Source organism: Thalassotalea sp. SU-HH00458 (genome assembly GCF_040362795.1).
Lineage (GTDB): Bacteria > Pseudomonadota > Gammaproteobacteria > Enterobacterales > Alteromonadaceae > Thalassotalea_H > Thalassotalea_H castellviae.
The window spans coordinates 1-22,861 of the sequence record NZ_BAABWW010000016.1 but is presented as its reverse complement, the minus strand read 5'-3'; the positions used below and the strand labels follow the sequence as shown (position 1 = coordinate 22,861).

General features: G+C 34.3%; 21 protein-coding genes. 11 read left to right on the top strand and 10 right to left on the bottom strand.

Translation table 11 applies throughout. From position 1 onward, the window contains the following. Both ABXH06_RS17590 and ABXH06_RS17585 read right to left on the bottom strand, forming a co-directional pair. Positions 1-1,257, bottom strand: a complete 1,257-nt coding sequence (locus ABXH06_RS17590; protein ID WP_353519072.1) for a Y-family DNA polymerase — start codon at positions 1,255-1,257, stop codon at positions 1-3. Further along, positions 1,245-1,658, bottom strand: a complete 414-nt coding sequence (locus ABXH06_RS17585) for a LexA family protein (protein ID WP_353519071.1) — start codon at positions 1,656-1,658, stop codon at positions 1,245-1,247. The genes ABXH06_RS17590 and ABXH06_RS17585 overlap by 13 nt, the downstream gene beginning before the upstream one ends. Positions 1,659-1,966: 308 nt before the next feature. Here ABXH06_RS17585 and ABXH06_RS17580 point away from each other — a divergent pair, with 308 nt between their 5' ends. Both ABXH06_RS17580 and ABXH06_RS17575 read left to right on the top strand, forming a co-directional pair. Then, complete coding sequence (locus tag ABXH06_RS17580) at positions 1,967-2,563, top strand: restriction endonuclease subunit S (RefSeq protein ID WP_353519070.1); 597 nt, start codon at positions 1,967-1,969, stop codon at positions 2,561-2,563. After that, positions 2,563-3,843, top strand: coding sequence for an N-6 DNA methylase (locus ABXH06_RS17575; RefSeq protein WP_353519069.1), 1,281 nt, complete (start codon positions 2,563-2,565; stop codon positions 3,841-3,843). The genes ABXH06_RS17580 and ABXH06_RS17575 overlap by 1 nt, the downstream gene beginning before the upstream one ends. Positions 3,844-3,849: 6 nt before the next feature. Here the strand turns inward: ABXH06_RS17575 and ABXH06_RS17570 are convergent, their stop codons facing one another. Beyond that, positions 3,850-4,662, bottom strand: coding sequence for an endonuclease/exonuclease/phosphatase family protein (locus ABXH06_RS17570; protein ID WP_353519068.1), 813 nt, complete (start codon positions 4,660-4,662; stop codon positions 3,850-3,852). A 213-nt stretch (positions 4,663-4,875) separates the two neighbouring features. Between ABXH06_RS17570 and ABXH06_RS17565 the strand changes: the two genes are divergently transcribed. From ABXH06_RS17565 to ABXH06_RS17550, 4 genes are all read left to right on the top strand, one after another. Next, positions 4,876-6,861, top strand: a complete 1,986-nt coding sequence (locus tag ABXH06_RS17565) for a type I restriction-modification system subunit M (RefSeq protein ID WP_353519067.1) — start codon at positions 4,876-4,878, stop codon at positions 6,859-6,861. Beyond that, positions 6,858-8,096, top strand: a complete 1,239-nt coding sequence (locus tag ABXH06_RS17560; protein ID WP_353519066.1) for a restriction endonuclease subunit S — start codon at positions 6,858-6,860, stop codon at positions 8,094-8,096. The genes ABXH06_RS17565 and ABXH06_RS17560 overlap by 4 nt, the downstream gene beginning before the upstream one ends. Next, positions 8,096-11,308: a type I restriction endonuclease subunit R gene (locus ABXH06_RS17555; RefSeq protein ID WP_353519065.1), complete on the top strand. Its 3,213-nt coding sequence runs from the start codon at positions 8,096-8,098 to the stop codon at positions 11,306-11,308. Before ABXH06_RS17560 ends, ABXH06_RS17555 begins: the two co-directional genes overlap by 1 nt. A 105-nt stretch (positions 11,309-11,413) precedes the next feature. After that, the gene (locus tag ABXH06_RS17550) at positions 11,414-13,342 is read left to right on the top strand and encodes an AAA family ATPase (RefSeq protein WP_353519064.1); all 1,929 of its coding nucleotides are present in this window, start codon (positions 11,414-11,416) and stop codon (positions 13,340-13,342) included. Positions 13,343-13,657: 315 nt separating this feature from the next. Here ABXH06_RS17550 and ABXH06_RS17545 read toward each other — a convergent pair whose 3' ends face one another. After that, positions 13,658-13,873 (bottom strand): DUF3892 domain-containing protein, encoded by a 216-nt coding sequence (locus ABXH06_RS17545; protein WP_353519063.1) that lies wholly within the window; start codon positions 13,871-13,873, stop codon positions 13,658-13,660. A gap of 798 nt (positions 13,874-14,671) precedes the next feature. Between ABXH06_RS17545 and ABXH06_RS17540 the strand changes: the two genes are divergently transcribed. Next, the gene (locus tag ABXH06_RS17540; protein ID WP_353519062.1) at positions 14,672-16,486 is read left to right on the top strand and encodes a hypothetical protein; all 1,815 of its coding nucleotides are present in this window, start codon (positions 14,672-14,674) and stop codon (positions 16,484-16,486) included. 501 nt (positions 16,487-16,987) lie between these two features. Here ABXH06_RS17540 and ABXH06_RS17875 read toward each other — a convergent pair. Continuing rightward, positions 16,988-17,176 (bottom strand): peptide chain release factor family protein, encoded by a 189-nt coding sequence (locus ABXH06_RS17875; RefSeq protein WP_503012503.1) that lies wholly within the window; start codon positions 17,174-17,176, stop codon positions 16,988-16,990. 4 nt (positions 17,177-17,180) lie between these two features. Beyond that, positions 17,181-18,209, bottom strand: a complete 1,029-nt coding sequence (locus tag ABXH06_RS17530; protein WP_353519061.1) for a DNA-binding protein — start codon at positions 18,207-18,209, stop codon at positions 17,181-17,183. A gap of 284 nt (positions 18,210-18,493) precedes the next feature. On the opposite strand from ABXH06_RS17530, the gene ABXH06_RS17525 reads away from it, so the two are divergent. Then, positions 18,494-18,964, top strand: coding sequence for a hypothetical protein (locus ABXH06_RS17525; protein WP_353519060.1), 471 nt, complete (start codon positions 18,494-18,496; stop codon positions 18,962-18,964). An 83-nt stretch (positions 18,965-19,047) separates the two neighbouring features. Beyond that, complete coding sequence (locus tag ABXH06_RS17520) at positions 19,048-19,470, top strand: hypothetical protein (RefSeq protein ID WP_353519059.1); 423 nt, start codon at positions 19,048-19,050, stop codon at positions 19,468-19,470. A gap of 1 nt (position 19,471) precedes the next feature. Here ABXH06_RS17520 and ABXH06_RS17515 read toward each other — a convergent pair whose 3' ends face one another. From ABXH06_RS17515 to ABXH06_RS17500, 4 genes are all read right to left on the bottom strand, one after another. Next, positions 19,472-19,612 carry a hypothetical protein gene (locus ABXH06_RS17515; protein ID WP_353519058.1) on the bottom strand — a complete coding sequence of 47 codons (141 nt, stop codon included), beginning with the start codon at positions 19,610-19,612 and terminating at the stop codon, positions 19,472-19,474. Next, on the bottom strand, positions 19,609-20,319 hold the full coding sequence (locus ABXH06_RS17510; protein WP_353519057.1) for a recombinase family protein: 711 nt from the start codon (positions 20,317-20,319) through the stop codon (positions 19,609-19,611). The genes ABXH06_RS17515 and ABXH06_RS17510 overlap by 4 nt, the downstream gene beginning before the upstream one ends. Positions 20,320-20,411: 92 nt before the next feature. Beyond that, complete coding sequence (locus ABXH06_RS17505; protein ID WP_353519056.1) at positions 20,412-20,903, bottom strand: hypothetical protein; 492 nt, start codon at positions 20,901-20,903, stop codon at positions 20,412-20,414. Beyond that, positions 20,893-21,321 (bottom strand): hypothetical protein, encoded by a 429-nt coding sequence (locus ABXH06_RS17500; protein ID WP_353519055.1) that lies wholly within the window; start codon positions 21,319-21,321, stop codon positions 20,893-20,895. The genes ABXH06_RS17505 and ABXH06_RS17500 overlap by 11 nt, the downstream gene beginning before the upstream one ends. 207 nt (positions 21,322-21,528) lie before the next feature. On the opposite strand from ABXH06_RS17500, the gene ABXH06_RS17495 reads away from it, so the two are divergent. Then, complete coding sequence (locus ABXH06_RS17495; RefSeq protein ID WP_353519054.1) at positions 21,529-22,071, top strand: lipoprotein; 543 nt, start codon at positions 21,529-21,531, stop codon at positions 22,069-22,071. Positions 22,072-22,150: 79 nt separating this feature from the next. Further along, the coding region (locus ABXH06_RS17490) for a ParA family protein (RefSeq protein WP_353519053.1) at positions 22,151-22,861 on the top strand (711 nt) is incomplete at its 3' end.

Sequence of the window (22,861 nt, the reverse complement as noted above, 5' to 3'; positions counted from 1 at the left end):
TCAGCATCTTATCTTTGGTATATCTTTCCAGTTGCTTGTGAACTGTGGGCTAAGAAACTCTCTTCTCATTTGAAATTCTTCTGACTTACCTTCTGATCCTAGTTTTAACGTACCTTGGCCATAGCGGTTATTAATTTTATCAAGGCACTTCATTAGTTGTGGATTTGAATTGTCCGGCATGAATAAATCTGATTGTTGAAATTGTCTGCTTTCAAGTTGAACAGCACCAACACCACAGCGATAAAATCTAACCCCTGGTTTAAATATTTCATCAAGAACACTACTTATTGCACTCAAAATATCACAACTATTATCGCTTGCTACAGGGAACTCATAAACGAAAGATTGCTTATAGTAAAAATCATCATGAGGCGAGCTAGAAGCGAATATAAGCAACTTTTTTACTAGTGATGACTGTTGACGCACTTTCTTGCAAACGATGGCTCCGTGCTTGGATAGGGCTGCTTGAAGCGCATGTTTATCCACTATTCTTTGTCCAAAACTTCTGGTCGAAAATATTTCCCGTTTATCTTCTCGAACATCATCCCAAGACAAGCAGCTCAAGCCGTTTAACTCGTTTAATGTTCTTTCAGTTACAACACTAAATTCACGCCTAATAGATTTTGGATCTAGCCTAGAAAATTGGAAGGCATTATTAATGCCTTGTAGGTTTAATCGTTTTGATATTTTCCTTCCAATACCCCAAATATCACCAACATCCATCTTCTGTAAAACTTCTTTTGCACTATTTTTTGAATCAATAACGGAAACCCCATTATATCCCGGTAATTTTTTAGCCGCATGATTCGCAGCTTTAGCTAGTGTCGGTGTCGTTCCAAATCCTACACCTACTGGCAATTTGGTTTCTTTCCATATGGCTCGTCTGATTTCATGACCATACTTATGCCAGTCTTTGATTAAGTTGTCGTAGTTTTTAAATAACAAGAATGATTCATCGATGGAGTAGATGTATTGGTCATCGCAGAACCTGCCAATGACGTTCATCATTTTTTCGCTTAAATCAGCATAAAGCTCATAATTTGATGAGCGAACAACAACACCATGTTTTTGAAGTAACCATTTAATTTTAAAATATGGTTCGAATTTTGGAATGCCTAACCTTCTCGCGATTGGGCAAACAGCACAGATGCAGCCATCGTTATTTGTAAGAACAACAACAGGCTTGTTACGGATGCTTGGGTCAAATACCTTTTCAGCACTTGCGTAAAAAGAGACTGCATCAACTAAGGCATACATGATTTTAGTTCTGGGGATTTATGGTGTAGCCGTATCGAGCGAGTAACAATACCTTCAACTTGGAAATCATCTTCCTTGCTAATTTTTACCGGGCTATGATTTTGTGATGCTGATAATAGTAGTGCCTGTTTCTTATCTATTATTTTGCAAACAAAACAGCCATTGTAATTGGCGACAATAATGTCACCGTCTTTCAATGTTACCGATCTATCAACAATTAATAAATCCCCGTCAAAGATACCAGCTTCAATCATAGATTCACCAGATGCCTGACCAATAAAAGTCGAATTAGGATGACTAATGAGAAGTTGATCTAGAGAAAGACCTAGTTCTTTGTATTCTGTAGCAGGAGACTCAAAACCTGAGATCCCTGCTTCGATGTAAATAGGTATAAATTTCATAATATATAATACTGTGTTTTTGTACAGTATAGGTTTTTATTTTAAAATAATAAAGGTCATTACACCTGATATGTTTAGGAAAGGAGCTTATTGTGTACCTACAAATGTAAATGCATTATCTCACAACTCTTTCATATCAATCATGTTTGTTTTAAATAGTTAATTATATGGACATACATATGTATTGAAAAAATCGTTTTACCAGTACGAACGAGAAAATTTTAAAAAACTACTTGCTTTGTTAGATTGTTTACCCTAATATTACCTCAACAAGGTAGATCGTACTTACAAAACGAAAGGAGAGTAACATGAAAACTATTGAACTATTATGTGGTGACTTAACAACTGGTGCAACGAATACCCTTTTTGAAAAAACAGAAGAACAAGGTGTAAATACTGCAAAACTATTAACCGGAAGTTCATTGAACTTAAATGGTGAAATTGTAGAGGAGCAGCTAACGACCATTAGGATTAAAGAAGGAAAAAACATTCAGCGGTTTCAATTACAAGAAGGTGATGTCGTACTTCTTGCAAAAGGAAACTCAATAAGAGCTGCTTACGTAACAGCTAAGGTAGCAAACCTTAATGTTATTGCTTCAGCGAACTTTATTTTATTGAGACCAAACAAGGATGCATTAGTAGGTGAAGTTTTGGTGGCATACCTTAATTCTACATCAGGTCAAAACAAGTTGAATGCAATTAGTACGGGAGCTGCTATTCAAAATGTCAGCTTATCAAATCTAAAAAAATTAGAAATTGAATTACCAGCATTAGATAAGCAACACGAAATTTCAGAATTATTTCATGCAAGCAACCAGGCATATAAATCTACTATCAAACTTGCTGTACAGCAAAAGAAAGTAGCTAACGCTTGTATTAATCAACTAATGAAGGGAGCAGCATAATGAAAAATTTACAAGAGCAGTTACAGGCAGCAATGGATAGTTGTCGAGGTTCTATGGAAATCACTCACCTTATTGAGCTTTTTACACATGTAGCATTTATCGCAAAAGAAGCTCCAGAGTTATTTCAAGTAATTGTTAATACCGGGCAGGCAAAACAACTAGGTGCTCTGACTGATGCAGGCAAATCATTAGAAAATAAATATCCTGCTGAAGTATGTGCCGCACCTGATCAGTATAGAGTTAATACAAAGGTTATTAGCGTAGCTATAGAGTTAGTATCAAAAGTAGAAGATTTTAATTTACTTGCTCAACTACTAAGAGAGTTTAATAAAAATACAGGCCGAATAAATGGTGAAATGTCATCCAACCTTAATATGGAAAGGATTTTTACAGCTTTAATTGGTGATTGTAATGGCCAGTCTCTTTATGATGGGGCTTGTGGATTAGCTAGAATAGCTTCAAAACTTAATGCTAATAAAATGTATTTAGAAGAAAAAAATCAGAATACCTGGGTAACAGCATATCGCTTACTAACTCTTGAAGGTCTCTCATTTAAGCTGAATTTAACCGACTCATTAACAAGCTCTACTTATGGTATGGAAGATAGATTTGATTTAGCAGTCATGGAGCCTCCTTTTTCTCTAAGGTTTGGTGCAGATGAACGTAGAATGCTAGCTGAATCCCCATTTATCGAAGTTCCTACTGGTAACGTAGTTTCGGCAAATTCGGGTGATAGCTTGTGGATACAGCAAGCATTAAGCAAACTGAATGATACTGGTAAAGGCTACATTTTATTGCCTCAAGGTTTTCTATTTCGTGGAGGTTATGATGCGAAGGTACGAGCATATTTACTTGAGAACGAATTACTCGAAGCAGTCATAGGTTTACCTGCTTCAATACTAGATGGAACAGCTATAGCACCTGCTTTATTAATTCTTAACAAGAACAAACCTGCTGGATCACCGATAAAGTTTGTAGATGCCAGTGAAATTGGGGTGTTTGAAAAGAGTCAGGTAGAAATATCTGAAGATGATAGTCAGTTAATTGCTAACTTGGCCTTAGGAAAATTAGCAGATGATGAACGATATAAAGAAGTTTTCATTCCTGAGATTAGAAAGCAAAATAATGAATTAAATATATCTAAATACATTATGAAAGACATAGATATAGAAGAGTTGGATGTTAATGAAGAATTGAAAAAACTAAGTAGCTACCAAGCAAACTTTGAACAATCTCAACAAACATTAACATCGTTATTAAGTAAATTTAGACATGATTAGGTATAGCTACTTTTTTAAATTAGCCATTACTGCTCTGTGATCACTAATGGCACCTAAATCAAATGATTTAAAAGTAGCGCCAAGTTTTAATGAGTCAGAAATTAAGATGTGATCAATTAGTTGTTTTTTATTTTGGTAAACATAGCTGTATTCGTTTTCATTGATAATGTTTAGTCCAGATTGAGTCAAAAGGTTAAGAGTGATTGAGGCCGGAGTATCGTTTAAATCACCCATTACAATAAGGTGGCCAGTTTTACCGTTTAAATACTTAACAATTGAGTTAGCTTGAGCAGCTCGTTTGTCATCATTACTACTACGTTTTGAAATCAAATGAGCAACAACGACATCGTATGTTTCGGAGTTGTTTTTAAGTTTTATGCCAAGTGCTTTAGAAGGGGTTTTCTTTGTGCCGTTATAGCTCCCTTCAATACCTTTAAAGTTGTTGGGTTCGCCAATCACATCATAGCGAGTGATGATAGCGACATCTTGGCCAGTAAAGTTATCACGGCCTTTTTTGAATACTAATTTGTATTCTTTGGGTAAGTAGTTGAGGATTTGTTTGGCGACATTTTCACCTTCTATTTCGGTTAAACCAACGATGTCAGCATCGTTGTAAAGAATATGTAAGGCAATAGCATTTGCTTCAAGCTGAACATGTTTTTTTGAAGGAGGATTACCAACAGCGCCTAATGCTATTTGCCCATCATGAGGTAATTGGGAATCCCAAAAAAACTCTGTGTTAATGGATAATACAACAGTAGCAAATGATGGCAGTGAAACTGCCAGGGCGATAAAGAAAAGTATTAATTTTGAAATCATGAAAGTGACAAAAAATTGAGAGATATTTATTAATAGGATATGACTATTCGTTGACTATATCAATAAGCGAATAGTCTAATTAAATCATATTAAAAGAAAGCTTTTTGTACATACAAATGTATTTACAATTACCGTTGTGTGTTATAGAATAAATTAAACTGCGTTATTACTTGCTCTCAGCATTGATAGCTACAAAAATTAAAAGGGTTAAAAATGAGCGAAGAATTAAAAACAAATGAAGTATCTAATCTATCAAGTTTTATTTGGAAGATAGCGGACAGTTTATGGGGTGATTTTACTCACTCAGATTTTGATAGAATCATAATGCCTCTTTTGCTTCTCCGTAGGTTGGAATGTGTGTTAGAAAAAACAAAAGATGATGTTGTAGAAGAGTATGAAGCTGAAAAAGATTCAGGTATGGATTTAGATAGAACGCTTCGATATGTATCGGGCTTTCCATTTTATAATACCAGTCAATACACTTTAGACTCGCTAGGCAGCACGAGCACAAAAGACAACTTAGAAAATTACATTAGCCAATTCTCCGCTAATGTTCGTAAAATATTTGAAGAGTTTGGTTTTTACAACACAATATCTGAATTAGAAAATGCCAAGCTTCTGTATTTCATCGTAAGTAAATTTTCAAATATTGACCTTCACCCTGATGTTGTTTCTGATCGCGTGATGTCTAATACCTATGAACAGCTTGTTCGTGATTTTGCTGCTTCTGTAAACCAAAAAGCCGGGGAGTTTATGAGTCCTCGTGATGCGGTTCATTTAGCAACCTCTTTGGTAATTGCTCCAGATGAAGGCTTATTTAATGAAACTGGTGTTATTAGAACTCTGTATGATCCAACGATGGGTACAGGTGGATTCCTGTTTGATGCCATTTCTGAAATAAAAGGCTTTAGTAATACAGTAAAGGTTGTTCCGTATGGTCAAGAGTTAAACCCTAAAACTCATGCTATGGCATTAACATCGATGATGTTTCAAGGCTTTGAAACTGAGAATTTAAAGCAAGGAAACACCCTTTCAGACGATAAATTGTCTACCAAGAAATTTCACTATTGTCTAAGTAATCCACCATTCGGGATTAAGTGGGAAAAAGATAAGAAACTTGTATTGGATGAGCATAAAACTTTAGGTTATGCAGGGCGCTTTGGTCCTGGCTTACCTCGTGTTAGCGATGGTTCAATGTTATTTCTTATGCACCTTGTTGATAAAATGGAGTCACCTAAAAATGGTGGTGGTCGTGTAGGGATTATTCTTTCAGGTTCTCCTTTGTTTACTGGTGATGCAGGTTCTGGTGAATCAGAAATTAGACGCTGGTTATTAGAAAATGACTATGTTGAAGGTATTTTAGCTTTACCAAACGATATGTTCTTTAACACTGGTATAGGTACTTACATTTGGATACTTACTAATAAAAAATCAGCAGAGCGCAAAGGTACAGTTCAATTAGTTAATTTAGCTGATGAATGGACCCAAATGCGTAAATCTGAAGGTAGTAAGCGAAAGTTTATTTCTCAGGGGCAAATCACTCAAATCGTAAATGAATACGATGAATATGTTGATTCTAAGCGTACTAAAATATTTAAAAACACTGACTTTGCTTATCGTAAAGTGGCTATTAAGCGCCCTTTACGAGCAATTATTGAAATCAATGATGAAAAAATTACGACTTTAAGTGATGTAAAAGTATTTACTAAGTTAACAAATGTACAGCAATCAGCTTGGGTTAGTTTTATTAAAGATAACGTTGGTCAGCATGAGTATGAATTTTTTATAAATGCTGCAAAGGCTCATAACAATCAAGGTGATTTCGGTAAAGTAGGTGCGCCACTAGGTAAGACCTTAACGGCTCATTTCATGGAAAGAAATGAAGATGCTCCTATCGTTACTGATGCCAAAGGCAATGATATTGCTGATACTACGTTAAACGACAATGAAACAGTACCTTACGGTGACAACGTTGAAGATTATTTAGCGCGTGAAGTTACGCCTCATGTACCAGATGCTTTTATCGATTATTCAGTACGAGATGAAAAAGATGGTGAGGTTGGTATTGTAGGTTATGAAATTAACTTTAACCGTTACTTTTACAAATACGTACCTCCTCGCTCATTAACTGACATTGATACTGATTTGAAAGCAAGTGAATCTCGTATTCAAGCCCTGCTTCAGGAGGTAGCTGAATGATGAAAGCTTATCCTGAATATAAAGACTCTGGTGTTGAATGGGTAGGACAAATTCCTATGGAATGGAATGTAGTTCCACTCCATACTGTTTGCTCAGAATCAAAATTATCTAATAAGGGAATGATTGAGGAAAATCTAGTTTCACTAAGTTATGGAAAAATAATAAGAAAGGATATTCAAGCTCTTGGAGGTATGCTTCCTGATTCATTTGAAACATATCAAATTGTAAATAAAAACAATATTATTTTTAGAGGAATGGATCTTCAAAATGACAAACGTAGTCTTAGATCTGCTATTTGTAGAGAGAGAGGAATAATTACTTCAGCATATATTGCTTTGATACCTGAAGAAATCATCCCTGAATTTCTTAGCTATATTATGAGATCATATGACCATACCAAAGTTTTTTATAACCTTGGAAGCGGAATGCGTCAATCTTTGAAGTTTGAAGAGTTAAAGCGTTTGCCATTAATACTTCCACCGAGAGAACTACAACTAAAAATTGTTGAATTCCTTGATGATGAAATATACCGAATCGACAACCTTATCTCTGAAAAAGAAAACTTCATTAAACTACTATCAGAAAAGCGCCAAGCGTTGATTAGTCATATTGTGACCAAAGGTTTGAATCCAAATATGGAGATGAAATACTCTGGTGTTGAGTGGATTGGGGAAATCCCTGAACACTGGGAAGCGATAAAGCTAAAGTTTCTTTGTGATCTTCAAACAGGCAGCAAAAATACTGAAGATGCTATTGATGAAGGTAAGCATGATTTTTTTGTTAGGTCTCAAAAGATAAAGAAAATAAATTCGTACTCTGCTGATTGTGAAGCTGTTCTTACTGCTGGTGATGGTGCAGGAGTAGGAAAGGTTTATCATTATGTAAATGGTAAGTTTGATTATCATCAAAGAGTTTACATGATGAATAATTTTAAAAAGGTGATAGGAAAGTGGTTTTATAGATATCTATCGTCAATGTTTTATAAGGTCGCAATGGATGGTGGGGCTAAGTCAACAGTAGATTCACTAAGAATGCCTACTTTTATGAATTTTATGGTTTGCGTTCCCCCTATTGATGAACAGAAAAAAATAATTACTTACTTAGATAAATCTGCAAAAAATATTGAGTCTTTAGAACGAGAGACATTGAACTCTATAGAGCTACTAAAAGAACACCGAATCGCCTTAATCAGCGCAGCAGTAACAGGGAAAATTGATGTCAGGGAGGAAGTGTAATGGCTAGTCATCATGAAGTGCATTTAGAAGAGTATGTTGTTAAAAAACTAGTCGAGAATGGCTGGGTTGAAGGCAAAGCTGATAAATACGATAAGCAGCGTTGTTTATATCCTGAAGATACTATTGCCTGGATTAAATCTACTCAATCGGAAGTGTTTGATAAGCTTACAAAGCATAATGGCGATGATACTGAACGAATCATTCTTAATAGATTAGAGAAAGAATTGTCCGCAAAATCAGGCGGTACAATGGCTATTATTCGAAACGGATTTAAGATCACTGGTGCTGGTAATATCATCATGAGTAAAAAAGCTCCTGAAGATGATCGAAATCCAGAAGAAGTTAGAAAGTATAAGTCGAATATTTTGAGGGTCGTAAGACAACTAAAATATAATCCATCAAGAGAATTTTCTATTGATTTGGTTTTCTTTATTAACGGCATACCTGTATCAACAGTAGAGCTAAAAACAGATTTCACTCAATCAATTGAAGATGCTGTTGAGCAGTATAAAAAAGACAGAAAGCCAGTACAGCATGGCAGAAAAGAGCCGCTGTTAACCGTTAAACGTGGAGCTGTTGTTCATTTTGCTATGTCAGATAGTCAAATACGAATGGCTACAGAATTAAAAGGTGATTCAACTTACTTCTTACCATTTAATCAGGGGAACGATGGCACTGTTCCAAATAAAAAAGTTTCTGAGAATGTCAGTGATAATGGCGAATACCCGGTGGCATATTTTTGGGAAGAAGTTTGCCAATGGGATAATTGGTTAAGAATTTTTCATAGCTTTGTTTACACTGAAACATCAGATAAAACAGATAAGCTTGGTAAACCATATAAAGCCAAAACGCTTATATTCCCAAGGTATCATCAGTTCAAAGCCGTAAATAAGATGATTGCCGATGCTAAAGATAAAGGTCCTGGGCAACAGTACCTGTGTGAGCATAGTGCTGGTTCCGGTAAAACGAGTACCATTGCATGGACAGCTCATGATTTAACTAAGCTTCGTTATCCAAACGGTAAATCTTATTTTAACTCTGTCATTATCGTAACGGATAGAACGGTATTAGATTCCCAGTTGCAAGATGCTGTTCAGCAACTCGATCACCAATATGGGATGATAAAAGCAATAGATAGAGAGCAAAGTAGCTTACCCAAAAGTAAGCAACTATCGAAAGCACTTATAGAAGGTGCTCCGATTATTGTTGTTACTATTCAAACATTCCCATTTGCTATGGAAGCTATTCTTACTGAGAAATCATTAAATGATAGGAATTTCGCTGTTATTATCGATGAGGCTCATACCTCTCAAACTGGTAGCACAGCTCAAGGACTTCGTGCGGCATTGTCACTAGACTCTAAAACTAAATTAGAAGAAATGTCTGTTGAAGAGCTTTTACTAGAAGTTCAGAAGTCTCGTGTTAAACCCGCTAATGTTAGTCATTTCGCTTTTACAGCAACGCCTAAACATAACACTATGACGTTGTTCGGTAGGCCGAAAGATCCAACACAGCCATCATCAAAAGAAAATCCTCCAGTTCCGTTTCATAAATACACCCAAAGACAGGCTATTGAAGAAGGGTTTATTCTGGATGTTTTGAAAAACTATATTAGCTATGAAACTGCCTACAAGATAGGTAGTCAAATAGACTTAAAAGATAAAAAAGTTGATATCAAAGAAGCTAAACGTTCTATTGCACAGTGGAAAAGCTTACACCCAACTAATATCACCAATAAAGTTAAAGTCATTATGGAGCACTTCAGGAAAAATGTTGAAGGGCTACTCGATGGTGAAGCGAAGGCTATGGTTGTCACCAGTAGAAGAAATGTAGCGGTAAAATATAAGCTCGCATTTGATAAATATATCGAGGATAACAAACTTCATGGTGTGAAATCATTAGTGGCATTTTCGGGTAAAGTGCTTGGTAAAGATTGCGGAAAAAGTGATGATTTTTATATTGATGCTGAAAAAGAATATACAGAATCAAACTTAAATCCTGATGTGGGTAATCAAGATTTAAGACACGTTTTTAATCAGCAAGAATTCAAAATAATGATTGTGGCCAATAAATTTCAAACTGGCTTCAACCAGCCTAAATTGGTGGCTATGTATATCGATAAAAAAATAGGTGATGTTGATGCTGTTCAAACGTTATCTCGTTTGAATCGAACATATCCTGGTAAAGATACGACTTTTGTTCTCGATTTTATCAATGATCCTAAAGATATACTTAAAGCGTTTAAAAAATATGATGAAGGTGCTGTATTAGAAGATGTTCAAGACTTAGATGTTGTGTATGACAGTAAAAATGTTTTGGATGAATTGCATATATATAACACCCAAGATTTAGAAAAATTTAAAGGTGTAAATGCAATTGCGATATTACAAAGTAGTAAAGCGAGCAATGTTAAGCATGAAGAGCTACATAAAAAACTATACTCCGCCACTCAAAGGCCAACAGATGTTTATAACACTAAATTGGCTGACTTAGTTGAATCAATTAAATCTTGGGATGAATCAATAGATAAGGCTGATAAAGCTAATGATCAAAAAGCTAAAGAAATGGCAGAGGCTCATCGTAATGAGTTATCAATAAACCTTGAAGAGTTAAAAGGCTTTAAATCAGGCTTAAGTAAGTTTGTTAGTGTTTATACCTATATTGCTCAACTTATTGAATTAAGAGACCCAGAGCTAGAAAACTTCGCTGCATTTGCGAAGTTGCTTGCCAAACGCCTAGATGGTGTTTCTGTTGAGCGAGTTGATTTATCTGGGCTTGTTTTAAGCGGTTACGCTATTAAAGAAAACAAAGAGCAAATTGAAGCTGAAGGCGACACTTTAAAACCTCTTAGTGCTGGAGGCTTAACACCTCAGGAAAGAGAAAAAGAGTTCTTAGAAGAAATCCTTAAACAGCTAAACGAAGTATTCGGAGAGTTTGGTGATGATACTCTTAAAAAGAATTTTACCTCGGAAATACTCATTAAAATTAGTGAAGATGAAATTGTTTCAGAACAAATTAATAAGAACACTAAAGAGCAGGCTATGGAGGGTGACTTACGAAATTTAGTTGAAGAAGCTCTTATTAGTTCTAGAGGAATAAGAGATAAAATGACCAAAATGTTATTAGGTGATGAGCAAAATATGGAGCGATTCCTTGGGTTGCTTATCGATGGACATAAAAAAGATATAGTAAACAAGTTAAACATACTGTAGAACTTAAGCTTATTATGTACCTACATTTGTAGGTGCATAATACTAGAGGGTATGGTTTTTATTTAATAAATGTTGCTTGATTAAGTAACGTTAAAAGGAGCATTAATGTTTATATTAAAATCGGCAACAATTAATAAGTATAAAAGCTATACAAGTGAACAATCCATTCAAATTGAAAGTGATGTTACTACCTTGGTTGGGAAAAATGAAAGTGGTAAAACTGCTTTTCTTGAATCTTTGGCAAAATTAAATTATTTCACTGAAGATGATGATTTCAAATTTAATTCTGTTCATGATTATCCTCGAAGTGAACTTAAGAAGTTTAAAAGGTCAGAGGAAGATATCTCGCCAATTGTTTGTACTTTCTTGTTGGACGAAGACACTATTGAACTGATAAGGGAAGATCTTGGCGAAGGTGTTCTAACCACAGATACTTTTAAAGTTTCTAGTGGATATACTGATGGTCGAGGGTGGTATTACTTAAACTCAAATGAGAAAAAATACTTAGAATATATAATATCAAAGCTTGAGTGTAATGAAGCTACTAGCAGTAAGCTACTTGAACTAGGTGATGTAAAGTCCGTTATTGAATATGACTATGATGCTGATGAGGATAATGAAGAGTTTAAAGCTGTTGTTGAACACATAACAACAAACCTTGTCGCTCAAGGTTTTGACTGGAAAGATCATCGAGTAGATGCATACATTACTCAAAAATACATTGAGCCTAAATTACCTCGCTTTTGGTACTTTGATGAATACCATGAACTGCCATCAAGAGTTAGTATTGAGGCTGTAAATAATGGCCAGGTAACAGGTGAATTAACTAAGCCGCAACTTGATACAGCCAAAGCCCTTTTTGAATTGGCAATGATTAATATAGAAGAACTCAATAGCTCTACAGACTTTGAATCTTTTATTGCTGAGCTGGAATCAACCTCAAATGAAATAACAGATACAATTTTTGAATACTGGTCTACTAATGCTAATTTAGCAATTGAGTTCAAAATTGAACATGTTCATAGGGGTAATCAGCAACCAGAAAAAATTCTGGATATACGAGTGAAAAACAATAGGCACCGTATAACGTTACCACTAAAAAATCGTAGCAAAGGCTTTAATTGGTTTTTCTCATTTATTGTTTGGTTTAGCAGAATACAAGATGATAAGGATAATAACTTTATACTTTTACTCGATGAACCTGGATTAAATCTTCATGCCTCTGCACAAGGGGATTTATTGCGGTTCATTAATGATTTATCTAGTAATTATCAAGTTATCTATTCGACACATTCACCATTTATGGTGGAGTCCGATCATCTTAATCGTGTACGAACTGTTTATGATTCTGATGAAGGAAGTATCATTTCTGATGCTATCCAGGAGAAAGATCCAGACACATTATTTCCACTGCAAGCGGCATTAGGTTATCACATTGCGCAAAACCTCTTTGTGTCTAAAAATAACCTTCTAGTTGAAGGTCCAGCAGATTTAAATTATTTAACGTACATGTCTAATGTTTTGGAAAGTTCTGGTAGAGAAGGGCTAAAAGATGACATTACTATTGTGCCAGTTGGTGGTTTAGATAAAGTAACTTCGTTTATTTCACTACTTCGTGGTTCAAAGTTGAATATTGTTTGTCTACTAGATTCGTTTAATAACGATAAGGGCGCACAAAGATTAGATAATTTAGTTCAATCAAAAATTATTAAGAATAAGAATGTTCGTTTCTTCGATGAATTTGCTGGAGAGGATTACGAAAAAGCTGATATTGAAGATATGTTTTCACCAGAGGAATATCTTAAAGTATTTGCTCATGCTTTTCCTGAGCATAAGGGAGTTGTTGCTTCAGATCTTATCGACAAAAATATTCCAATCATTGCGAAGCTAAATAAGTTTTTAAAAGCTCAACGTTTTAATCATTATAAACCTTCCAATTCAATGTTAATAATGGGGTTGAAACATAGTGATTTTTCAAAGGAAACACTGGATCACTTTGAATTTATGTTTAAAGAAATTAATAAACTGTTTTAAGTCTAAAATAAAGTTATTTGTGCCTACATATGTGGGTACAAATGGTTTTTGATAGGTACTCATTAAAGGGCTAACTATTACAATCTGCCCTAGTTGTTCATTTAAGTATAATACGCAATCCAAATTTAATATCTTATGTAAAAGCTAGCGAATAGATATATGCATTCGCTAAACTATTACAATCCGCCCTAGTTAATATTTACATTAACTATTACAAATCACCCTAGTATAATATTAGCCAGTAAAGAGTTCTTTAATCTAATTTTGGAATATAAAAAGGAGCATACGCTCCTTTAAGCACAGTATCATTTTTAATTAATCATCGATATTATCTGGTTTATTGTGATTAGGGTTATTTCTGGCATATTCAACACCATCCACCTTAACTACATGTGTATCAGGGTGTTTACCTTGTTTCACCTCTTTTACCATTTTAGAGCGAGAAACATTACCTCTTCCTTTTATTGTGTACGATTTATTACTTCCATTCTTACCGTCTGCATTACCATTTATACTGGAACCTTTAGCCATTTTCCGTACCTCAAATTGAAATTTAATTTATCGTGCCAAGAAATTGCAGTGCAACCTACAACTCACCTCCTTAACACCTAAATATTTTATCATGTTTATTTATACAGTTTTCATTGGAAGTTATGGCTATGCCTACTTCAATATTAGTTAACTTTACTCTCTATTAGTATTGTACGTAATTGAACAATTAAGTACACACAAAGGTGTGTACTTTTTGTTGGGTGTTAAAAATTAAGATATTAAAAAATACTTATAAAACAATAAGGTACTCGTTGTGTGGTAAAGCTAGGGTGATTTGTAATATTAACAACTTTAACTAGGGCGAATTGTAATAGTTGGGGTGATTTGCTTGATCTCTATGGGGCTTTCATATAAAGATCTATAAATGATCAATATAGCGATCAAATGAATAAATAATAAAAGGTAAATTTATAAGAAAAATATCAAAGAATAGATAGCAAAAAACCGAAGCGCCAACTTCGGTTTTTCGGGAGTCTAGAAGAATCCCCAGACAAATATTTTGCATTTCTGAGTGCAAATTCATAGTAGCTCGAAATAAGTATTATTTCAAGTTAGCAGGATTATTTTGTCTTAAATTAATTCTTCCTAACCCCCCCAAAAGCCACAGTGCTGCCTAGGCCATCAAGGTATATCAGTAAATCTGATAACTAATTTCTTCGATATTTCTATGTTAATTAATATGGGGATATTTGTGCTAAAAGCATTTTTAAAGGTTAGATGTATCTAAATACATCTTTGGGTGATAGTACCCGGTGCCTTAGTGTAGAACATAGAACAATGAATCAGGTGAAGAGAACTTCACTTGAGTTTGATTCGTGGCTACCAGCTTTGTATACAGAAATAGATACAAGTGAATTCTGTGATCTCCTAGGGATTGGCAGCGAACTTTATCATCGCCAATTAAATCATAAATCGTTTGACCATGATGAAAGTGGAAAACTTGTTGATCCGGCTTTAATTGGAAACCCTGCTGTTAATACAAGAAAAAAACTTACCTCTGTTTCTGAATATATGAGTAAGCATGAGCAGACTGAAATATACTTCTCTGTGAATGAAATTCAGGATTGGCGACAAAATAATTCAACTCGTGCATGGCGAGTAATGCACACAGAGGTTGATGTTAAATATAAAAAATCACCAGAGCGTGCTTCTGAAGTTTTGGAACAAGTGCTCCAATCAATAGAAGACTCTCCATTGCCTTACCCCTCTGTTGTTGTTTCAAGCGGTTCTGGAGGTTGGCATTTATATTGGTTGGTAGCGGAAGATAATCGTTTGTATCGTCATCCGACAGATAATAGGTTGGGTGGTACTGCGCTTATAGATGATATGCGTGATGCCCAAAAAATGTTGTACGAAACACTAGAACATTTCCGGGCTAGATGGGATAACAAGCAACAGAAAATGTCCAAGAGATTAAGCAATTGGAAGATTGATGAAGTACCAACAAAAATTATCAGTCAGCCGATGCGCTTACCCGGTTCATTTCGAACAATTAACAATGAACAAGTTCAATGTCGTGCGTTTGCTTTGTCGGAGCCAAAACCATTTAAATCTTCTGTTATAGCTAAAGACATAAAGCATGATGTTTTTGAATGGTTCGATAAAAAGATATTAACTAAGCCAGTTGTAAATGACTATTGGACCATTGCTCCATTTTCACAATGGATGAAGTTCAACCCTCGATGTTCTAAGCCTGTAGACAATATTAGCCTTGATGAAATAATTAATAAAAAGCTACAAGTTAAAAAGCAAAAAGCCAAGAAAAAAAGTGTGGCCACAGTAACTAAAATCAAGTCAAATACTAATGTAAATGTTCCTGGTAATCGTGCTGGTATAGTAACGCCATTACGTCCATCGAGAGTTCAAGCTCATATAGATACTGTTAAATTAATTAGGCAAAAACTTTATAGTTCTCCGGCTGCAAAAGGCACTAGGGATTTATTGTGCTTTCATCTATTTAACAGTTTTCATATATCATATGGATGCCCTAAATTAGCGCTTAACGCTGTTTTGGAGCTTAGAGATAATATTGGTTTAACTATCGATCAGATAAAAAGCTACACATCTACAGCTCGTGTTAAGAGATATTATTATGCTGCATTTAACTTAAATGCGATATTAAACAGCATAGGTATCGACACATCGAAGAGTGAGGCATTATCTAATGCTAAGCCACCAATGCATAAAGAAGTAGCGTCAGGTGAAGAACTATCAGCATTACGAGCTGCTGCGGCTAATCGCTCACATAAGAGTAGAACAGACAACACAGTTAAGAAGGTTGTCGATATTGTTATGCATATTCATAAGAAGCTTAACGTAGCCCTGGAGGACATCACAGGTTATCAGGTAAGCAAGTGTACAGATGGACTTAATAATGTATCTAAGACTACTGCCTATAAGTATATTGATAAGGCTATTAGTTTGGTTCGTAACTTGGGGAATAAGAAGGTTGTTAATGGTTTAGTTAGCAAAACTACTATAGCGCGGCCCCCTAGCTTTAATCCTTTAAGTAATAAAATATCTAATCTTAATGGTAAGTTTATAGATCTATTCTCTAATGATGAGTCTAAACAATATGAAATACCTATATAGATCATCATAAATTGTCATATTTGCGTAAAAAGGATGAAGCTACGTGAAATCTATAATGCTTTTGTAGGTAAGTAGGTCCAGATTTTAAATAAGAGAATAGAAAAAAGTTATTATTATTGTTTTGTGCGTAAATGTAGAATTAGTGTTGGTAACTTCGTGGTCATCTTGTCTGTCCACAAGTTATCAATGCGGTGACGAATGAGCTTGCGAAAGAGGAAAATTCACATTTTCCACAATAGTTATTTTTGGTGTGTCGTTTTTATTTATATGCGAACACAAAATCATATTTAAAGTGTTCGTTCTATTCCATATAGGATTAAAATAATAAATTGGTTATTTGGGGTTTTGTGCCCATCCCCTCGAAATGAACCTTAAGGTTATTTATTGGCCATTCATAAGTTATGATGGTGTAAAATAACTATAAAGGTCAATTATCATCACTAACCCAACCACTAAACGTATTCAAATACTTACATCGTCTGAAATAAACGAACTTTACGCTTATTTGAGTGTTAGTTTTTCATCTAAAAATTTTAACGCCTCAAGTTTATTTAAATGTTGAGATCTTTTATTAACACTCTTAACAATGATACCAGTATGAATATGTTTTATTTCAACGCCAAATTCTACCTGTCCTGGCTTGGACAGAGGAGTCTGTATTATTGATATTTCAATTTCATCTTCATTCATAAAATTATTTTTTCTGATTTTTCTCTAGTTGAGCAATTAACTTCTCATTATTGGCAATTGTACTTTCATGCATATTAATCGCTTTAGCATGATTCTTAGCTTGCTCTTCCAATTCAGTTGTCAGCTTACTATTAATGGTGATTTGTTTAGATGAATTATCTTTTTCTTCTGAAAGCTTCGTATTAACGGCAGAGAGTTCGCTTCTAATTGATTCGACTTCCGATTGAAGCTTACTATTGGCCTTAGATAAATCATCAAGCTGTTTAGTTGCTTTGTCTTGCTGTGATTGTAGGTTGATAATTAGCTCTTTGTTACCATCGATTTTCGAATCTTTACCAGCAATATCTTTATTAAGATTAGCAATGTTTGAATTCAATTCTTTGTTATCTGAAACCAATTGATCGTTTTGGGCCTTAATATCATTAACACGTTCAAGATTGTTTTCTGATTTAAGTTCAGCTTTAGCTAAATTGGTACGAATTGATTCATTTTGTGTTGTTAGCTTCTTGTTTTCATCAAGAGCTGCGGCTAGCTGTTGACGGAGTTCCTCAACAATTACTTCATTTGCTTTTTGTTCTTTCGCTAAGTCAGCTTCAAAACCTTTTTTTGTATCAGCTAATTCAGTTTTAAGTTCAGTTATTTGCTTTTCTTGCTGCTCAACAACTGCTTCCTGTTTATAAAATCTATCTTCAGATTTTTTTAGGTCGGCAATAGCGTGATCACATTGTTCGTCAGCAGTTTGGGCTAGATCTTTATAGCGCTGCTCAGCTTCAACGCCAAATCGAGTAATCTCTTCCATGAATGATTTTGTAAATGATGGAGAAAATCCCAATCGGTCATAGAGGGATTGCTGGTTCGCATCAACTTCTTGCTTCCAATTTTTGAAGTATGTATGAATCGTTGATGTGCTGCTTACATCTGGCATTTCAGCTAATACAATACGAACACTAAGCTTCTCACCTTTACTATAAAGATCATTGCAAATGTCATTAACTCTTTCTTGCATTGGTTTGCTTGTAGCTGCCTGATTCATCTTAAATTCTCCATTAATACATCTGATTAGTATTATAGTATATTTTCAAGATAAAACAAACGAACAGTAAAACAGAACGAACAGTGTTCGATTGTTCGGTGGTGTGTAATTTTAGGCAGTGTGTTTTTAGGATTAGCTTGTTGTGGGTACTCTTGTGTGTACAATGTAATTTAATTATGACAATTAATCAAACGTTTAATTTGCAATGGAAATGTTTACATATTTGATTGCTATGAATTTACAAGCTATTCTATATATGTATTAGCTTATAAAGGATAATAATAATGCCATATACAATTGAACATTATGAAGCAGATGCTGAAAAGCTTTTAAGGGATAGGCTTGCCGAATTAAAAGAAAGGGGGTTTGGAACCCCGGTTGAACCAGCCTTTAATGAAGGTTCTCCATTTGATCCATCATATGCCGCTAAGTGGTCTGCATTAACAAGAAAACTTAAGGCAGGTTTTCTTATTGGTGAACTAATAACATTTGCGAATGATTATGAATTGGATATGACACCAACATTGGCTATGAGAATTTGTAAAGGCTGGGTTGGTCGTAGTGTATCTAATAGAGAGTTAATTAAAATATTTGGCTCCGAAAATAGAGATGCATCAGAGAAAAGTGCAGATTGGCCACGGCTGGATGAGTTGATTGATATTGATAAAGTAAGAATAATGAATGAGTATGATAAGTGCAGTTTTTTATGCAAAGAAGCTAAAGAGCGAGTTTGGAAGAAAATATCCAAGAAATGATATTTTATACCAATATGAATAAAACAAGCTATTAGATATATGTATTAGCTTGTTTTGTTATTCTAATATGGAAATATAAGGTTATGGGTTTAAAATTAGACCAGACATATACAGTCAAATGTCATGACATAATTATCTCTAAATATGGCATAAGAGATGATCAATTATTAATTAAAATTCATACTCATGAAGAGTTGATGATTAACAATGTAAGGTCACAAGAAATAGTAAAGTTGTCAGATGTTCAATCAAGAGGGTTAATATCGGCCCTTAAGAAAGAAGATTTTAAGTTATTCATTAATGAGCTACAAAAAAGGTTAAATGATGGTACTTATGAGCAGAAAAAAGATGATGAGATAAAAGAGTTTATTGTAGAGAGTTATAGGCTAGAGCAAATAAAATACTCTCAACCCAATAGTGATAATCATGAAGTTAAAGATCACTCAAACTCATATACTGGATTAACTGATATGGCTATACCTAATACTGAGTTTTGGAATAGGTGATTTAATTCTCTGATTCATCTTGAGCATTTAGTTGTTCCCAAAAAACTTTCCCATCAACTAAGTCATCCTCATCAATATTTTCAAAGCGAGATTTAACTAATTCCATTTTTTGCTTTTCTGTTAGATTTTCTTGTTCTGTCATAAGTTTGACTCCAAATTAATTTGGCTTTTTATAAACGATAATGGTTTTCTAGTGTCTATATTAAATTCTTTCGCTTTATTATGAATTTTATCTCTGGCCTTTAACCACCTAATCATTGTTGCTCTACTGCATTGTAATTCTTTGGCTAAAGCACTTTTGTTTAGATTGTCATTTAATGAGCGAATAATATAATTTTCATGTTCATCTAGTTTGCTCTTAATAAGCAATCCTTCGGGCCTACCATTAGATAATCCTGCATCTTTTCTTCGTACTATTGCAGCTTTAGCGCGTTCAGACCTTTTTACTGCTTCTTGTCTAGCAACGTAACTTCCAGCAACAGTAGTAAATAATACTTCTGCGTTTTCTGCATTTTCTGGTGTTATGCATTGATCAGAGTAAGTTAAATGTAATTCTGCTTGTTTGGCATCTGTTATTTCGTGGATCAGGCCAATAATTGAGAAAGGCTTATTTCTACCTAATCTGCTTATCTCGGTGCAGATAATTTTATCACCTGGCTCTAATTTAGATATTAGATTGGATATTTCTCTTGTAGCTGCTTCCGTTCTACTACCACTAACATGCTCTTCTACCCAATGGTTAATAATTAGACCGTTGTCAGTGGCATAGTTAGATATAGAATTCTCTTGGGTTGAAGAATCCTGTTTGTACTTGTCACTAATGCGAATATAAGCGTAAATTTGAGCCAAAATAACACCTGTATCATCTAGGGTTAATGTTTATTGTTAAACGATACACTTGTTGTGGTGATCGGTCAATTTTAATGTGTTGCATGTAGGGTTCACTCTAGGCGAAGTGATTTTCTTAGTTTTATTGATGTGCGACTGCTAAGCAATTCTCTTTTTGTAACTACCGCCTTACATGTTGAATTATTATGTGATCTGCCGTCATCAGATGAATAACCTTTCAATAGAAAGATATTACTCCGTAAGGTTTTAAGATTTATGTTGTCAAAAATCATAGAAAATGGAGGCTCATATTTATGTATGTCATTAAAATCTATCTCGATAGTCTCACTATTTGTTAACATAGCAAAAGTAGAAAAATATTCATGATCTTTTGAATCGCTATATATTGTTATTTCACCCTCGTAACCAGCTCCTATTTTAGAATGATTTTCTGAACATCTTGCTTTTACATGTATCTTTCCTGCTTCAAATATTGTGCTTTTGTTTTTTCCTTTATTGCTTCCAATACTAGAAAATAAAAAAGAATAAAAAATAATAGATAATGCTATTAACAAGGGCCAAAAAATATATTCTTTAATCTTCATTTGAAACTCGCACTCTTTCTTCCTGTGCGCCCAATTGCTTTATTCTGATAAATAGGTAATAAATTCCCGAAACAAATAAAAAAGGTAGGGGAACGTAGCTAGCAGTTGTTATTAGTCCAACAAAAGAACAAATACAGATAATTTTGGGTGTTTTTGCTAATTCATCTTCACTTTTGGTATTTGTAAAAGGTAATTTATTTTTGCTTAATAAAGATAATTTAGAATACCTATAAGAAATTATTAATCTAATTATAGAAAATACGCATACCATAATAATGCCAGTTTGAAGTGCTTCCCTTTCTTTAAATTCTCCAGAGGCCACAAACATTCCAATGAGCATTATTACAAAAGCTAATATTATATTTCTGTAGGGTGATGGTAATCTCTTATCATTGAAGTCAATTGCAGGTTTTTTCATTTTTATTATTCTTATTGTTGATTAAAGTTAAAGTGTATACCTTTGTGTGTACAAAATCAATTTTTTAAGCTATCTTTAGTATGAAAAATAACTTTTCACAAACATTCACAAGAACTAACTGTTTGTATCTACTTTTGTGTATACAGTGTTAGGTGGTGATACCTTTGTGTATTGAACTCAATAATAAAAATAATAAAGAGAAAGAAAATGAAAAAAATAATATTAGCAGCGATAGCTGCATTAATTCTTAGCGGTTGTCAGTCAGCAGGTTTTATTATGCCTGGAGATATTACGGTTGATAAATCTGAATTTGATGGTGTTTCTCAAATAAAGTCTGTACCTGCATGGGTATATAAAGGAGATGGAAGTTATTCTAATATTGCATTCGGCTATAGATGGGTTTCAAGTTCACCTGAATATATTTTGATAAAAGCTAGGCTTACCAATCAAACAGTATCAATAGACAGTAATCATGGACTTCAATTTAATATTGATGGAAGAATAGTAAAGTTATCTACAAATCAAACTTATACAGATTTCAATAAATATACAGGGCAGTATTCGGTACAGCATTCAACCAAAGAGTTCCCTGTAAAACTTTCATTTGCCCAAAAGTTAATAGATTCTAAATCAGTCAAAGTGAAAATGCTTTCTGCTGACGGTTATCTAGATGGAGATTTTAAAGTAGATAATTCTAGTTCAGCTATTGAAAGCTTAAAAAACTTTATTGACAAGGTTAATGATTTTTAAAGTTAATTTAGGTCTTTATTTATTAGTTATCTTAGATATAATGTAAATACACATGTATGTACAAAATGGATAATAATAAATGGCTAAAATAGCATGTTTCGCCAATAGCAAAGGTGGTGTAGGTAAAACTACAAGTTGTCTTGCTGTTGGCACCTGTCTAGCAGATTTAGGCTATAAGACCCTTCTTATAGACTTGGACCACCAAGGTAATTTAAGTGACGATGTTGGTCGTGGTGATGAAGACTACACTATTACTGACTTATTCGAAGATCCTAAGTTTGATATCAATAAATTAATCTACCCTGCATTAAATAAAGAAAATGAAATAGCTAACCTGGATGTTATCCCGGCTGATATTACATTGGCTACTGAAGCACGAGCTGCTGAACGTTACCGACATAGACTACAGATTTTGTCCGATGGGCTGAAGCCCATTAAGTCTCTATATGATTTCATTCTTATTGACCTCCGCCCTGCAATTGATCTAAGTATCGAAAATGCACTTCTTATTACCGATGTTGTTATTGTTCCCGTTGATATGGATAGAAGGGCCACAAAAGGCATATCTGATTTATTCGAAGTTATCGCGGAAATTAAACGCGATGATAAATTCGATTACATGCTGGTTAAAACAAAAATTGATGCTCGCAATAAAATCATGTTGAAAGCAACTGAAGATAGAATTGCTGATATGAATTTAACAGTTAGTAAAACAGTGATCCGCACTAGCGAAGATTTCAAAAAAGCTACTGAAGAAAAAATGCCTATTTGTTATTACGCAAAAAATTCT

Excerpts from the sequence above, each read along its gene's own strand:
- ABXH06_RS17590 (WP_353519072.1), bottom strand. The coding sequence starts at position 1,257 with ATGTATGCCTTAGTTGATGCAGTCTCTTTTTACGCAAGTGCTGAAAAG.
- ABXH06_RS17585 (WP_353519071.1), bottom strand. The coding sequence starts at position 1,658 with ATGAAATTTATACCTATTTACATCGAAGCAGGGATCTCAGGTTTTGAG.
- ABXH06_RS17580 (WP_353519070.1), top strand. The coding sequence starts at position 1,967 with ATGAAAACTATTGAACTATTATGTGGTGACTTAACAACTGGTGCAACG.
- ABXH06_RS17575 (WP_353519069.1), top strand. The coding sequence starts at position 2,563 with ATGAAAAATTTACAAGAGCAGTTACAGGCAGCAATGGATAGTTGTCGA.
- ABXH06_RS17570 (WP_353519068.1), bottom strand. The coding sequence starts at position 4,662 with ATGATTTCAAAATTAATACTTTTCTTTATCGCCCTGGCAGTTTCACTG.
- ABXH06_RS17565 (WP_353519067.1), top strand. The coding sequence starts at position 4,876 with ATGAGCGAAGAATTAAAAACAAATGAAGTATCTAATCTATCAAGTTTT.
- ABXH06_RS17560 (WP_353519066.1), top strand. The coding sequence starts at position 6,858 with ATGATGAAAGCTTATCCTGAATATAAAGACTCTGGTGTTGAATGGGTA.
- ABXH06_RS17555 (WP_353519065.1), top strand. The coding sequence starts at position 8,096 with ATGGCTAGTCATCATGAAGTGCATTTAGAAGAGTATGTTGTTAAAAAA.
- ABXH06_RS17550 (WP_353519064.1), top strand. The coding sequence starts at position 11,414 with ATGTTTATATTAAAATCGGCAACAATTAATAAGTATAAAAGCTATACA.
- ABXH06_RS17545 (WP_353519063.1), bottom strand. The coding sequence starts at position 13,873 with ATGGCTAAAGGTTCCAGTATAAATGGTAATGCAGACGGTAAGAATGGA.
- ABXH06_RS17540 (WP_353519062.1), top strand. The coding sequence starts at position 14,672 with ATGAATCAGGTGAAGAGAACTTCACTTGAGTTTGATTCGTGGCTACCA.
- ABXH06_RS17875 (WP_503012503.1), bottom strand. The coding sequence starts at position 17,176 with ATGAATGAAGATGAAATTGAAATATCAATAATACAGACTCCTCTGTCC.
- ABXH06_RS17530 (WP_353519061.1), bottom strand. The coding sequence starts at position 18,209 with ATGAATCAGGCAGCTACAAGCAAACCAATGCAAGAAAGAGTTAATGAC.
- ABXH06_RS17525 (WP_353519060.1), top strand. The coding sequence starts at position 18,494 with ATGCCATATACAATTGAACATTATGAAGCAGATGCTGAAAAGCTTTTA.
- ABXH06_RS17520 (WP_353519059.1), top strand. The coding sequence starts at position 19,048 with ATGGGTTTAAAATTAGACCAGACATATACAGTCAAATGTCATGACATA.
- ABXH06_RS17515 (WP_353519058.1), bottom strand. The coding sequence starts at position 19,612 with ATGACAGAACAAGAAAATCTAACAGAAAAGCAAAAAATGGAATTAGTT.
- ABXH06_RS17505 (WP_353519056.1), bottom strand. The coding sequence starts at position 20,903 with ATGAAGATTAAAGAATATATTTTTTGGCCCTTGTTAATAGCATTATCT.
- ABXH06_RS17500 (WP_353519055.1), bottom strand. The coding sequence starts at position 21,321 with ATGAAAAAACCTGCAATTGACTTCAATGATAAGAGATTACCATCACCC.
- ABXH06_RS17495 (WP_353519054.1), top strand. The coding sequence starts at position 21,529 with ATGAAAAAAATAATATTAGCAGCGATAGCTGCATTAATTCTTAGCGGT.